This is a genomic window from Paracoccus sp. MA (assembly GCF_020990385.1).
Taxonomy (GTDB): Bacteria; Pseudomonadota; Alphaproteobacteria; order Rhodobacterales; family Rhodobacteraceae; genus Paracoccus.
Genome location: NZ_CP087597.1, coordinates 923,961 through 937,006 on the forward strand (window position 1 = coordinate 923,961; position 13,046 = coordinate 937,006).

General features: G+C 69.4%; 10 protein-coding genes. 7 read left to right on the forward strand and 3 right to left on the reverse strand.

Annotated features, from left to right (window positions below; all coding sequences use genetic code 11):
- Positions 1 to 36 precede the first annotated feature (36 nt).
- A complete protein-coding gene (locus tag LOS78_RS04535; protein ID WP_230375764.1) occupies positions 37 to 1,638 on the reverse strand; it encodes an ABC transporter substrate-binding protein in 1,602 nt (533 codons plus the stop codon).
- 330 nt (positions 1,639 to 1,968) lie between these two features.
- Here LOS78_RS04535 and LOS78_RS04540 point away from each other — a divergent pair, with 330 nt between their 5' ends.
- From LOS78_RS04540 to LOS78_RS04555, 4 genes are all read left to right on the forward strand, one after another.
- Entirely contained in the window at positions 1,969 to 3,192 is a 1,224-nt protein-coding gene (locus LOS78_RS04540) for a glutathionylspermidine synthase family protein (protein WP_230375765.1), read from the forward strand.
- Positions 3,193 to 3,195: 3 nt separating this feature from the next.
- Entirely contained in the window at positions 3,196 to 3,858 is a 663-nt protein-coding gene (locus tag LOS78_RS04545; RefSeq protein WP_051416108.1) for a DUF1190 domain-containing protein, read from the forward strand.
- 185 nt (positions 3,859 to 4,043) lie between these two features.
- Positions 4,044 to 4,682, forward strand: a complete 639-nt coding sequence (eda, locus tag LOS78_RS04550) for a bifunctional 4-hydroxy-2-oxoglutarate aldolase/2-dehydro-3-deoxy-phosphogluconate aldolase (RefSeq protein WP_230375766.1) — start codon at positions 4,044 to 4,046, stop codon at positions 4,680 to 4,682.
- A 7-nt stretch (positions 4,683 to 4,689) separates the two neighbouring features.
- On the forward strand, positions 4,690 to 5,949 hold the full coding sequence (locus tag LOS78_RS04555) for an MFS transporter (RefSeq protein WP_371824694.1): 1,260 nt from the start codon (positions 4,690 to 4,692) through the stop codon (positions 5,947 to 5,949).
- An 83-nt stretch (positions 5,950 to 6,032) separates the two neighbouring features.
- On the opposite strand, the gene xseA is transcribed toward LOS78_RS04555, so the two are convergent.
- Positions 6,033 to 7,592 (reverse strand): exodeoxyribonuclease VII large subunit, encoded by a 1,560-nt coding sequence (gene xseA / locus LOS78_RS04560; protein ID WP_230375769.1) that lies wholly within the window; start codon positions 7,590 to 7,592, stop codon positions 6,033 to 6,035.
- Between the two features lie 109 nt (positions 7,593 to 7,701).
- Here xseA and purD point away from each other — a divergent pair, with 109 nt between their 5' ends.
- Positions 7,702 to 8,964, forward strand: coding sequence for a phosphoribosylamine--glycine ligase (purD, locus tag LOS78_RS04565; RefSeq protein WP_230375771.1), 1,263 nt, complete (start codon positions 7,702 to 7,704; stop codon positions 8,962 to 8,964).
- A gap of 347 nt (positions 8,965 to 9,311) precedes the next feature.
- Positions 9,312 to 10,874, forward strand: a complete 1,563-nt coding sequence (locus LOS78_RS04570; RefSeq protein WP_028711185.1) for a 2-isopropylmalate synthase — start codon at positions 9,312 to 9,314, stop codon at positions 10,872 to 10,874.
- 33 nt (positions 10,875 to 10,907) lie between these two features.
- On the opposite strand, the gene LOS78_RS04575 is transcribed toward LOS78_RS04570, so the two are convergent.
- Positions 10,908 to 11,747, reverse strand: a complete 840-nt coding sequence (locus LOS78_RS04575) for a putative rhamnosyl transferase (RefSeq protein WP_230375772.1) — start codon at positions 11,745 to 11,747, stop codon at positions 10,908 to 10,910.
- Between the two features lie 255 nt (positions 11,748 to 12,002).
- Between LOS78_RS04575 and LOS78_RS04580 the strand changes: the two genes are divergently transcribed.
- Positions 12,003 to 13,037 carry a rod shape-determining protein gene (locus tag LOS78_RS04580; RefSeq protein ID WP_028711187.1) on the forward strand — a complete coding sequence of 345 codons (1,035 nt, stop codon included), beginning with the start codon at positions 12,003 to 12,005 and terminating at the stop codon, positions 13,035 to 13,037.
- Positions 13,038 to 13,046: the final 9 nt, after the last annotated feature.

Sequence of the window (13,046 nt, forward strand, 5' to 3'; positions counted from 1 at the left end):
TCCCGGCGGACCGGTCAGGTCGGGATGGACCACGCCTTATTCCTTCGTCACCTGCCGATAGTTGACCGAGGTGACCGAACCGCCCGAGGTCCAGTTCTGCACGTTCTGCTGCATCGCCACCTGCTCGATCTTCTGGAACATCGGGATGATCGGTGCGATCTCTCGATACTGGCTCTGGATGTCCAGATACATCTGCACGCGCTTGTCGGTGTCGCCCTCCAGCGTGGCGGCCTCGACGGCGCGATTCATCTCCTCGGGCACCGCCCAGCTGTTGCGCCAGGCCAGCTGCGACAGGCCGGCATCGTCGGCATTGTTCGGGTTATGGGCGAAGGTCGAGGCATTGGTGTTCGGATCGGCGTAATCCGGGCCCCATTCGCCGATGAAGATCGGCACCTGCCGGGCGCGATAGGCGTCGAGCACCTGCGCCCCGGTCATCTGCTGGATCTCCAGCGTCAGGCCGACCTGCGCCATGGCCGCCTGCAGGGTCTGGGCCGCGTCGACATATTCGCGGATGTCGCGCACGATGGTCTTGACCGTGCCCGAGGTGATGCCGGCATCGGTCAGGATCTGGCGGGCCTTCTCGATGTCATGGGTCCAGAGGTTCTCGTCCGAGGCGCCCAGATAGCCCTCGGGCAGGAAGTTCTGATGCACCTTCCACTGGCCCTTGAGGAAACTCGACTCCATGCCCGCGTAGTCGATCAGGTATTTCATCGCCTCGACCATTTCGGGCCGGGACAGCAGCGGATCCTTCTGGCTCAGCCCCATGTAGAGGATGCGGCCGCGCAGCTCGTCCGCGACCTTCAGCCTGTCGTTGCCGGCGATGCCATCGACATCCGTCGGGGTCAGGTTGCGGGCCACGTCGATATCGCCCTGTTCCAGCAGCAGCCGCTGGGCGCTGCTCTCCTGCACATGGCGCACGATCACTCGCTTCATCACCGGCGCGCCCTGCCAGTATTCCTCGTTGGCGGCCAGCTGCACCGCCTCGTTCGGCCGCCAGGCGGTCAGGGTGTAGGGCCCCGAGCCCGCGCCGTTGGTGGACAGCCAGGCATTGCCGAAATCCTCGCCCTCGGCATGGCTCATCGCGGTTTCCTTGTCGATGACCGAGCCGACCTCGGAGGCCAGGCAGTTCAGCACGAAGCTTTGCGCATAGGGCTGGTCCAGCTGCAGGATCAGCCTGTTGCCGTCGAAGGTCACGCGCTCGTCCACGTTCTCGGCGGTGAAGCCGAACTGGTTCAGGATGAAGGCCGGCGACTTGTTCAGCTTGACGGCGCGCTGCAGCGACCAGGCGGCGTCCTCGGCCCGCACCGGATTGCCGGAATGGAACTTCACCCCCTCGCGCATGGTCAGGGTGATGGTCTTGCCGTCCTCGCTGACCTCCCAGCTTTCCGCGAGGCTGGGCTTGATGCCGGCATTCAGGTCCAGCGGGTCGAAATCGACCAGCCGGTCATAGAGGCTGTGAACCACGTCCTGCCCCGAGAATTCGAAGCTCTGCCCGGGATCGAGGCTGATGATGTCGTCAATCTGATGGGCGATGACCAGCGTGTCGGCAGGGGTCTCGGCCCAGGCGGCCGGCGCCGCCACCCCCAGAGACATGGCCGAAGCCAGAAGCAGCGCGCGAAGCGGGAAACGGTTCTGCATGATGGATCATCCCTGTTGTCGCGCCCCGTCGCTCGCGGGGCTGGAATGGTAGCAGATTGGCGCGAAGCCCGGCCTGCCGCAAGCCCCGCGTGCCGGTCCCGAGATTTTCCCGCGCCGCGCCGCCGCCGCCGTCCGGCGCGCTTCCGGTCCCGACGGGCCGGCGCTGGCGGGGCCCGGCCGCGGGCGAAGGCCGCGACGGATAACCGCCCCGCCCCGCGGCGCCTTGCCGCGCCGGCCGCCGGGCCCGCGTCGGCGGACCGCGCCCGAAAATCGCCATGCGGGGTTGCGCCCGCCCGGCCCACCGCCCTATCTCGGGCGGAAGGAGAGACCATGGAAAAACGCACCCTTCCCGAACGGCCCGGCTGGCGCGACGAGGCCAAGGAGCTCGGCTTCACCTTCGCCGACATGGGCGGCGAGCCCTATTGGGACGAGACCAGCGCCTATCGCTTCACCCTGCGCCAGATCGAGGAGGATATCGAGGCCCCCGCCACCGAGCTGCATGCGCTGTGCCGCGAGGCGGTGGACCGCACCGTCCGCGACGAGGCCTGGCTGACCCGGCTGGACATCCCGCGCCAGCACTGGGACCTGATCGCATCGAGCTGGGCGCGCGGCGAACCCGAGCTCTATGGCCGCATGGACCTCGCCTATGACGGCAGCGGCCCGGCGAAGCTGCTGGAATACAATGCCGACACGCCGACCTCGCTCTACGAATCCGCCAGCTTCCAGTGGCTCTGGTTCGAACAGCAACAGGCGGCGGGGGTGCTGGGCGAGGATTGCGACCAGTTCAACAGCATCCACGAGGCGATCGTGGCGCGCTGGACGCAGATCTGCGCCGACGGCGAGGAGGTGCATTTCGCCGCCGATCCCGACAACCCCGAGGATTACGCCACCGTCGAGACCCTGGCCTGGGCCGCGCGCGAGGCGGGCCTGGGCGCGCATTTCACCGCGCTCCGGCAGATCGGCCTGACCGAGGAGGGCCAGTTCGCCGACGAGCAATCCCGCGTCATCGGCACGCTCTTCAAGCTCTACCCCTGGGAGGACATGCTGCGCGACGATTTCGCCGCGCATCTGCAAAGCTCGGGCACCCGCTTCATCGAGCCGCCCTGGAAGGCGATCCTGTCGAACAAGGCCATCCTGCCGCTGCTCTGGCAGATGTTCCCCGGCCATCCGAACCTGCTGCCGGCCTTCTTCCTCGCGGATGTGCAGGACGCGCTGTCCGGCGGCAGCCCCGCCCCCGCCGTGGCCGAGGCCTTCGAGGCGGCGCGCGACGCGCTGGCGCGCGGCCATGTGACCAAGCCGATCTTCTCGCGCGAGGGCGCGGGGGTCGTCATCCACGAACAGGGCCGCGAAACGGCGCGCACCGGCGACGACAGCTATTCGCACCACCCGATGATCCTGCAGGGCCTGGCGCCCCTCCCGGATTTCGGCGGCTTCCACCCGGTGCTCGGCGCCTGGATCGTCGGCGAAAACTGCTGCGGCCTCGGCCTGCGCGAGGATCGCTCGCGCATCACCCACAACCTGTCGCGCTTCAAGCCGCATTTCATCGAGGGCTGATCCATGACCGACGCATTTTCCCGTTCCAACCCCGTCCCCCGTCCCGCCCGCAGCCACAGCCTTCGCAAGCGCGGCCGCCATGTCGCGCTGGTGCTGGCCGGAACCGCCACCCTGGCGCTGGCCGGCTGCGAGGACGACCGCATGGACGCGCAAAGCTTTCCCGACCTGGAAAGCTGCATCGCCGCCAGCAAGCAGGAAACCCTGTGGTTCACCGAGGAGGACTGCCGCCAGAACTTCGCCGCCGCCCGGCAGGAATTCCTGGAAACCGCGCCGCGCTACGAATCGAAGGAACTGTGCGAGCAGGAGCATGGCGCCGGCAATTGCGGCGGCGACCCAACGCAGACGCAGGAGGCGCAGAATTCCGGCGGCGGCTTTTCCTTCATGCCGCTGCTGGTCGGCTACATGATGGGCTCGATGCTGTCGCGCGGCGGCGGCATCTCCTCGCAGCCGATGGTGAACACCGCCGACGGGCGCTATTCGACCCCCAAGGGCGACCAGAGCTTCGCCAGCAACCGCGGCGCCGGCAAGGTGCCGGCCACGACCTTCCAGCGCGCGCCCTCGACCATCGGCAAGCCGCCGATGAGCGCGGCCCAGGTCAGCCAGCGCGGCGGCTTCGGCGCCTCGGCCACCGCACGCTCGGGCGGCCGCAGCAGTTTCGGCGGCTGAGGGTTTCTTTCTTGCCGAAATATCCTCGGGGGTGAATTGCGGCGCCAGCCGCAAGAGGGGGCGGACAGCCCCCTTCCCCGGCAAAGCCGCCGACCAGGACGGCAGTTAACGCTAACACGAGCCCTTGCGCAACCGCGCGGAAAAGCGCAACCTGCCGGCAGTTTCCGCAAGAACGAGGCCCCGCCATGACCCCCGAGACCCAGTCCCAGAACACCCGCGCGCTTTGCGAACTCGCCCCGGTGATCCCGGTCCTGGTCGTGGGCGATGCCGGCCGCGCCGAGGGGCTGGCCACGGCCCTGGTGGCCGGCGGCCTGCCGGTGCTCGAGGTGACCCTGCGCACCCCCGCCGCGCTCGACGTCATCCGCGAAATGGCCAAGGTCCAGGGCGGCCATGTCGGCGCCGGCACGGTGCTGACCCCCGAGGACGCAAGGCGCGCCAAGGATGCCGGGGCCAGCTTCGCCGTCTCGCCCGGCCTGACCGAGCGGCTGGCCCGGGCCTGCGAGGAGATCGGCCTGCCGCTCCTGCCCGGCGCCGTCACCGCCTCCGAGATGATGCGGGCGATGGAACTGGGCTATTCCATGCTGAAATTCTTCCCTGCCGAGGCGGCGGGCGGGGCGAAATCGCTGAAATCCCTGGCCGGGCCGCTGCCGCAGGTCAGCTTCTGCCCGACCGGGGGCGTGACCCCGCAGAACGCCCCGGACTACCTGGCGCTGCCGAACGTGGTCTGCGTCGGCGGCAGCTGGATCGCGCCGGATGCCGATGTCGCCGCCGGCGATTGGGCGGCCATCGAAACCCGCGCCCGCGAGGCTTTCGCGCTGAGATGAGCCTGCGATGACCGCCCCCGACGCGACCACCCCCGGCGATGGCCAGCCGGTCCTGACCGGTTCCGACGCCATGCGCCGCGCCCGGCGCAATGTCGTCGTGCTGCTGCTGGCCCAGGCGCTTTTGGGGGCGCAGATGTCGATGATCTTCATCGTCGGCGGGCTGGCGGGCCAGATGCTCAGCCCCAATCCCTGCATCGCCACTCTGCCCCTGTCGATGATGATCCTGGGCTCGGCGCTGTCGGCCCGGCCGCTTTCGGGATTCATGCGCCGGCATGGGCGGCGGGCGGGGTTCCTGCTCTCCTGCGGCTCGGCGGCGCTGGGGGCGGGGATTGCCGCCTATGCGCTGTCGGCGGGCAATTTCTGGCTTTTCACCGCCAGCGCGCTGTTCACCGGGGTCTATATGGCGGCGCAGGGCTTCTTCCGCTTCGCCGCCACCGATTGCGCCCCGCCCGAGTTCCAATCGCGCGCCATTTCCTGGGTGCTGGCCGGGGGGCTTGCCGCCGCCTTCACCGGCCCGGTCCTGGTGCGCCTGACCGCCGAGCTGACCGCCATCCCCTTCCTCGCCACCTATGCCGCCATCATCGGGCTGAACCTGCTCGGGCCGGTGATCTTCGCCTTTCTCGACATCCCGCGCCCGCCCGCGCCCGCCAGGGGCCGCGCCCAAGGCCGGCCGCTGGGCGCGCTGCTGCGCGTGCCGCAGATCGCCGTGGCGATGATCTGCGGCATGGTCTCCTATGCGCTGATGAACCTGGTGATGACCTCGGCGCCGCTGGCGGTGGTCGGCTGCGGCTTCGCCACGGCGGACGCGGCGAACATCGTCTCGGGCCATGTGCTGGCGATGTTCGCGCCCTCGTTCTTCACCGGCCATCTGATCGCCCGTTTCGGCGCCACGCGCATCGTCATGCTGGGCCTGGCGATCCTGGCCGGCGCCGGCGCGGTGGCGCTGTCGGGGGTGGAGCTCACGCATTTCTTCCTGGCCATGATCCTGCTCGGGCTGGGCTGGAACTTCGGCTATATCGGCGCCACCGCCATGCTGACCCGCGCCTATCGCCCCGAGGAGCGCGAGCGGGTGCAGGGCCTGAACGACGCCGTGGTGTTTTCCGGCGTGTTCCTGGCCTCGCTGTCCTCGGGCGGGCTGATGAACTGCATGGGCGGCTCGGCCCAGGCGGGCTGGAGCGCGGTCAACCTGGCCATGCTGCCCTTCCTGGTGCTGGCCGGCGGGGCGCTGCTCTGGCTGATGCTGCGGCCGCGGGAGATCGCGCGGTAAGGGGGGCTCTGCCCCCCGCGCCTGCCGCACCCCTCGACGGGGTGCGCCAGACGCTCCCCCGGGATATTTGGGCAAGAAAGAAGCTAGAACAGGGATTTCTGGTCCCTGGGCTGCCTTGGCCTGCGGGCCGGCTTGGCCGGGGGCGCGTCGGAGCGCGCCGCCATGCGGCCGTCGAGGAACTCGATCTCGAAGCGCGGGGTTTGCGCCGCCTCGGCAGCGGCGGTGATCAGGCCCGCGGGGCCGTGGACGACCGCGAAGCCGCGGCGCAGGGTCTCGCGATAGCCCAGCGTCTGGCGCAGGCGGTCCAGCCGCTCCAGCGTCTCGCGGCGCGGCGGCAGGATGCGCGCGGCGCCGGCGGCGAGACGCGTGCCGAGCTGGTCCAGGGCGTTCCGGTCGCGGGCAATCTGCCGGGCGCTGTCGCCCAGCATCCGCGACCGGGCACGTTCCAGCCGCTGGCCCAGATCGGCCAGGCGCTCGGCCTTGCGCTGCCGCAGCCGGGCCAGGCAGAGCGGCAGGCGCTGCCGATGGGCCTGCAGCGCCTCGCGCCGGTTGCGCAGCATGGCGCGCAATGCCGAGAGCGACAGCGGCAGCGCGTTCAGCCGGTCGCGGCGGGCGCGCACGAAGCCGCGCAGCGCCGGTTCCAGCCGTTCGGCGAACAGGTCGAAGCGCTGCCGCGCCGGATCGGTCAGCGCCTGCGGCCGGCCGAGCGCCCGGCCCAGGTCGGCCAGCCGCTGGCGCTGGCGCTGGTTGCCGGTCTGGGCGGCGCGCATGATCCGCGCCCGCATCTCGGCCAGCCGGGCGGCCAGTTCGGCGCGCACCGGCACCGCCATCTCGGCGGCCGCGGTCGGCGTCGGCGCCCGGCGGTCCGCGGCGAAGTCGATCAGCGTGGTGTCGGTCTCGTGCCCCACGGCCGAGATCAGCGGGATGTCGCTGGCCGCCGCGGCGCGGACCACGGCTTCCTCGTTGAAGCCCCACAGGTCTTCCAGGCTGCCGCCGCCGCGCGCGACGATGATCAGCTCGGGGCGCGGGATCGGCCCGTCCCCGGGCAGCGCGTTGAAGCCCTGGATCGCGGCGGCGACCTGCGGCGCGCAGCCCTCGCCCTGCACCGCCACCGGCCAGATCAGCACCCGCGTCGGGAAACGGTCGCGCAACCTGTGCAGGATGTCGCGGATCACCGCGCCCGAGGGCGAGGTCACGACGCCGATCACCCGCGGCAGGTAGGGCAGCGGCCGCTTGCGCGATTCGTCGAACAGCCCCTCGGCCGCCAGCGCCTTGCGGCGCTTTTCCAGCATCATCATCAGCGCGCCGGCGCCGGCGGGCTCGATCTCCTCGACGATCAGCTGATATTTCGACTGGCCGGGAAAGGTGGTCAGCCGGCCGGTGGCGATGACCTCGATCCCCTCCTCGGGTCGGGTCGAGAGACGCGCGGCCTGGCCCTTCCAAGTGACGGCGGCGATGCAGGCGCGTTCGTCCTTGAGGTCGAAATAGAGATGCCCCGAGGAGGGGCGCGAGACGCGGCCGATCTCGCCGCGCACGCGGACGCGGCCGAACTCGCCCTCGATCACGCGCTTCACCGCGCCCGAGATTTCCGAGACGGTGAATTCATGGGCGTTGCTGGCGGGCGTGTCTTCGAAAAGCTCCATGGCCCGGTTGTGGCGCGGGGCGCGGGCGGGATCAAGGGGCTTGGGGGATTGATCCGGGCCGGGCCAGTTCCTAGAAGGCGCGGGACCATTCGCAAAGGGGCCTTTCCGCATGAACATCCTGATCCTCGGCAGCGGCGGGCGCGAACATGCGCTGGCCTGGGCGATCCGGCAGAATCCGAAATGCGACCGGCTGTTCGTCGCGCCGGGCAATGCCGGAATGGAGCCGCTGGCGCGGCTGGCGGATCTGGACATCCTGTCCGGCCCCGCCGTGATCGGCTTTTGCGAGGAGAACGCCATCGACCTGGTGGTGATCGGCCCCGAGGCGCCCCTGGCAGCGGGCGTCGCCGACGAGCTGCGGGCGGCGGGCATCCTGGTCTTCGGCCCGTCCCGGGCGGCGGCGATGCTGGAAGCCTCGAAAGCCTTCACCAAGGAGGTTTGCGACGCCTGCGGCGCGCCGACTGCCGCCTGGGCGCGCTTCGACGCCGCCGAGCCGGCGCGGGCCTATATCCGCGCGCAGGGGGCGCCCATCGTCGTCAAGGCCGACGGGCTGGCCGCCGGCAAGGGCGTGACCGTGGCCATGACCGAGGCCGAGGCCATCGCCGCCATCGATGACGCCTTCGGCGGCGCCTTCGGCGCGGCCGGGGCCGAGGTGGTGATCGAGGAATTCATGGAAGGCGAGGAGGCGAGCTTCTTCGTGCTTTGCGACGGGGTGGACTGCCTGCCGATCGGCACGGCGCAGGACCACAAGCGCGTGGGCGACGGCGATACCGGACCGAATACCGGCGGCATGGGCGCCTATTCCCCGGCCCCGGTGCTGACGGCGGAGATCCAGGATGCGGTCATGGCCGAGATCGTCCGCCCCACGGTGGCCGAGATGGCGCGGCGCGGCACGCCGTTCCAGGGCGTGCTTTATGCCGGGCTGATGATCCGGGACGGGCGGGCGCGGCTGGTGGAATACAATGTCCGCTTCGGCGACCCGGAATGCCAGGTGCTGATGATGCGGCTGGGCGCCCAGGCGCTGGACCTGATCCTGGCCTGCGCCGAGGGCCGGCTGGGCACGGCCTCGGTCAGCTGGGCCGACGACCATGCCCTGACCGTGGTGCTGGCCGCGAAGGGCTATCCCGGCAGCCATGAGAAGGGCAGCGCCATCCGCGGGCTCGACGCGCTGGCCGAGGACAGTTTCCGCATGGTCTTCCATGCCGGCACCGCGCGCCGCGACGGGCAGATCGTCGCCACGGGCGGCCGGGTGCTGGCGGCAACCGGGCGCGGCGCCACCCTAGCCGAGGCGCATGCGCGCGCCTATGCGCTGGCCGATGCCATTGACTGGCCGGGGGGCTTCTGCCGCCGCGACATCGGCTGGCGCGCGCTTTGAGCTGCCGCACCGGCGGCACGGGCGCAGGAGTATTTGGAAAACGGTGAAGCAGGCGGCGGTGCGGGGCGGCAACGCCCGTGCCGGCTGCGGGGCGGGAAATTGCTGCGGCAGCGTGTTTTTCGTCTTTTCAAGCCGGTGGCGCGGGTCTTATAGTTCGCGCCATGACTCGGATGCAGCAGATCATTGCCACGGCCCCGCACGCGCATGATGGCGCGCGTATTGCCGTGAACCTCCGCGGTCTGCTTCTTCTTACGCTGCGCTGAGCGGGTCTTCCGGGCCGCCGCTCAGTCTGGTTCGCGCCCGGCTTGGCTTCTGAACCCCGAATTCCCGCGTAAGAAAGAACCGACATGACCGATCCGAACCGCGTCTTGATCTTTGACACCACCCTGCGCGACGGCGAGCAATCGCCCGGCGCCACCATGACCCATGCCGAGAAGCTGGAAATCGCCCAGATGCTGGACGAGATGGGCGTGGACATCATCGAGGCGGGCTTTCCCATCGCCTCGGAGGGCGATTTCGCCGCCGTGAGCGAGATCGCCAAGCAGGCGCAGAACAGTGTGATCTGCGGCCTGGCCCGCGCCCAGTTCCCCGATATCGACCGCTGCTGGGAGGCGGTGAGGCACGCCAAGCGCCCGCGCATCCACACCTTTATCGGCACCTCGCCCCTGCACCGGGCCATCCCGAACCTGGACATGGACCAGATGGCCGAGCGGATCGAGCAGACCGTGAGCCATGCCCGCAACCTGTGCGACGACGTGCAATGGTCGCCGATGGACGCCACCCGGACCGAGCACGACTACCTGTGCCGGGTGGTCGAGATCGCCATCAAGGCCGGCGCCACCACCATCAACATCCCCGACACCGTGGGCTATACCGCGCCGCGCGAATCGGCCGCGCTGATCCGCATGCTGCTGGAACGGGTGCCGGGCGCCGACGGGGTGGTCTTCGCCACGCATTGCCACAACGACCTGGGCATGGCGACCGCCAATGCCCTGGCCGCCGTCGAGGCCGGCGCGCGGCAGATCGAATGCACCATCAACGGGCTGGGCGAGCGGGCCGGCAACACCGCGCTGGAAGAGGTGGTGATGGCGCTGAAGGTGCGCCACGACATCATGCCCTATACGACCGGCATCGACACGACGAAGATCATGGGCATCTCGCGTCGGGTCAGCCAGGTCTCGGGCTTTCCGGTGCAGTTCAACAAGGCCATCGTCGGCAAGAACGCCTTCCTGCACGAATCCGGCATCCACCAGGACGGCGTGCTGAAGAATGTCGAGACCTTCGAGATCATGCGCCCCGCCGATATCGGCCTGAACGAGGCCAATATCGCCATGGGCAAGCATTCGGGCCGCGCCGCGCTGCGCTCGAAACTGCGCGACCTGGGCTATGAGCTGGGCGACAACCAGCTGAAGGACATCTTCGTGCGCTTCAAGGCCCTGGCCGACCGCAAGAAAGAGATCTACGACGACGACCTGGTGGCGCTGATGCAGGACAGCGCCGCCAATACCGAGCACGATTACCTGCAGGTGAAGCACCTGCGCGTGGTCTGCGGCACGGACGGGCAGTCGGCCGACCTGACCATGACGGTCGGCGGCGAGGAAAAGACCGTCCATGCCACCGGCGACGGCCCGGTCGATGCCTGTTTCAACGCCGTCAAGGCGATCTGGCCGCACAAGGCGCATCTGCAGCTGTATCAGGTCCATGCGGTGACCGAGGGCACCGATGCCCAGGCCACCGTCAGCGTGCGCATGGAGGAGGAAGGCCGCATCGCCACCGGCCAGGCCTCGGATACCGACACCATCCTGGCCAGCGTGAAGGCCTATGTCGGCGCGCTGAACCGGCTGAAGGTGCGCCGCGACATGGTCGGCGAAGGCGCCGACGCCAAGCAGGTCAGCATGTATTCGCACTGATCCGCCACGAAATGGCGTAAGAGGGGGCGGCTGTCAGGCCGCCCCCTTGCGTTCCACGAAGCCCAGGTCGACGCCCTGCAGGAAGGGGAAATCCTCGGCCAGCGCCTGCTGGAAGGCGTCCGGGTCCAGCCGCTGGAACCATTTCGGGAATTTCGCGACGATGGTGGCGACGGAATCGCCCTCGTCCCAGCGGGTCTGCAGATAGCCGAGCCCGCCGATATCGGTGAAGGCCGGGAAATGCTTGGGCAGCTGGAAATGGTTGTAGGCATAGATGCAGCGGCCCGCGCCGCGCATCCGCACCGCCGCGCCGGCGCCCAGGAAGGGCTGATGCGCGCGCCAGTAGCTGATCGGCTCGCCCTCGTAGCTGCCCATGACCAGGCCCTGCGGATAGCTGAGAGCGAAGGCCGGCAGGTCTGAAAAGCGCCTTGCATGGCCGCGGATGCGGGCGACATGGTGGCGGCTGAAGGCGTCGTCGTCGTCGACGCGGAACTGGATCACCGGCCGGCCGGCCGCATCGGCCGCCTCGCGCAGCGGCTCGCGCAGCGCGTTCACCGTCTCGCGCTTGTCCGAGACGATCAGCCGGATCTGCGGCAGGCCTGCGCAAAGATCGCGCAGCCGCTCCAGCCATTCGCGCGGCATCTCGGGCGAGGTCAGGATCCAGAAGCGGAAATCCGCGTCGGTCTGCGCCCTGACCGAGGGCAGGCAGAGCGTCTCGAAGGCGGCGAAGCGGCGCGCCAGCCGCTCGGGCGCGTAGAGCATGGCGCGGCGCCGCGCCATCAGCGCGGGGGCGTTGCCGCCCTGCCCGGCAGTCTCGGCCCAGTCGCATTTCCCCAGGAAGGAAAAGCGGCAGATCCCCACGATATCGTCCCGCAAACCCTGCCCCTTCCTGGCGACCAGAACCGGCGGCAGCCTAGCAGGCGGCGCTGCCCGGTCAAGCGACGCGGCAGGGCCCGCGGATCGCCGCCACGACATCGGCGGAATGGAATTTTCTGGTTTTCCCCAGCCCGGCCCCGGCCTATATGTCCAACACCTTGGCGGGGGCGACTCGCCGGGGCAATCGGGCAATGTCCGTTCGCAAAGAACGGCGAAAACGGCCGTCATGGCAGGGACGGCAGAAGGGGTAGTCACATGGCCTTTGGCGGGTTGTTTTCCACCGATATCGCGATCGACCTGGGGACCGCGAACACGCTGGTCTATGTCAAGGGCAAGGGCATCATCCTGAACGAGCCTTCGGTCGTCGCCTATCACGTCAAGGACGGCAAGAAGCAGGTGCTGGCCGTGGGCGAGGACGCCAAGCTGATGCTGGGCCGCACCCCGGGCAGCATCGAGGCCATCCGGCCGATGCGCGAGGGCGTGATCGCCGATTTCGACAGCGCCGAGGAAATGATCAAGCATTTCATCAAGAAGGTATTCAAGCGCACCACCTTCTCGAAGCCGAAGATCATCGTCTGCGTGCCGCATGGCGCCACCCCGGTCGAGAAGCGCGCCATCCGCCAGTCGGTGCTCTCGGCCGGTGCCCGCCGCGCCGGGCTGATCGCGGAACCCATCGCCGCCGCCATCGGCGCCGGCATGCCGATCACCGAGCCGACCGGCAGCATGGTCGTGGATATCGGCGGCGGCACCACCGAGGTCGCCGTGCTGTCCCTGGGCGACGTGGTCTATGCCCGTTCGGTCCGCATCGGCGGCGACCGCATGGATGACGCGCTGATCAACTACCTGCGCCGCAACCACAACCTGCTGATCGGCGAATCGACGGCCGAGCGGGTCAAGACCCAGATCGGCACCGCCCGCATGCCCGACGACGGGCGCGGCGCCACGATCATGGTGCGCGGCCGTGACCTTCTGAACGGCATCCCCAAGGAGATGGAGATCACCCAGGCCATGGTCGCCGAGGCGCTGGCCGAGCCGGTGCAGCAGATCTGCGAATCGGTGATGGTGGCGCTGGAGGCGACGCCGCCGGATCTTGCCGCCGACATCGTGGACCGCGGCGTGATGTTGACCGGCGGCGGCGCCATGCTGGGCGAGCTGGACCTGGCGCTGCGCGAACAGACCGGGCTGATGATCAGCTTGGCCGACCAGCCGATGAGCTGCGTGGCGCTGGGCACCGGCAAGGCCCTTGAATTCGAGAAGCAGCTGCGCCACGTGATCGATTACGACAGCTGAGCGGGTTCG

Bases quoted from the DNA above. Each gene is read 5' to 3' on its own strand.
- LOS78_RS04535 (WP_230375764.1), bottom strand. From the start codon at position 1,638: ATGCAGAACCGTTTCCCGCTTCGCGCGCTGCTTCTGGCTTCGGCCATG.
- LOS78_RS04540 (WP_230375765.1), top strand. From the start codon at position 1,969: ATGGAAAAACGCACCCTTCCCGAACGGCCCGGCTGGCGCGACGAGGCC.
- LOS78_RS04545 (WP_051416108.1), top strand. From the start codon at position 3,196: ATGACCGACGCATTTTCCCGTTCCAACCCCGTCCCCCGTCCCGCCCGC.
- eda (WP_230375766.1), top strand. From the start codon at position 4,044: ATGACCCCCGAGACCCAGTCCCAGAACACCCGCGCGCTTTGCGAACTC.
- LOS78_RS04555 (WP_371824694.1), top strand. From the start codon at position 4,690: ATGACCGCCCCCGACGCGACCACCCCCGGCGATGGCCAGCCGGTCCTG.
- xseA (WP_230375769.1), bottom strand. From the start codon at position 7,592: ATGGAGCTTTTCGAAGACACGCCCGCCAGCAACGCCCATGAATTCACC.
- purD (WP_230375771.1), top strand. From the start codon at position 7,702: ATGAACATCCTGATCCTCGGCAGCGGCGGGCGCGAACATGCGCTGGCC.
- LOS78_RS04570 (WP_028711185.1), top strand. From the start codon at position 9,312: ATGACCGATCCGAACCGCGTCTTGATCTTTGACACCACCCTGCGCGAC.
- LOS78_RS04580 (WP_028711187.1), top strand. From the start codon at position 12,003: ATGGCCTTTGGCGGGTTGTTTTCCACCGATATCGCGATCGACCTGGGG.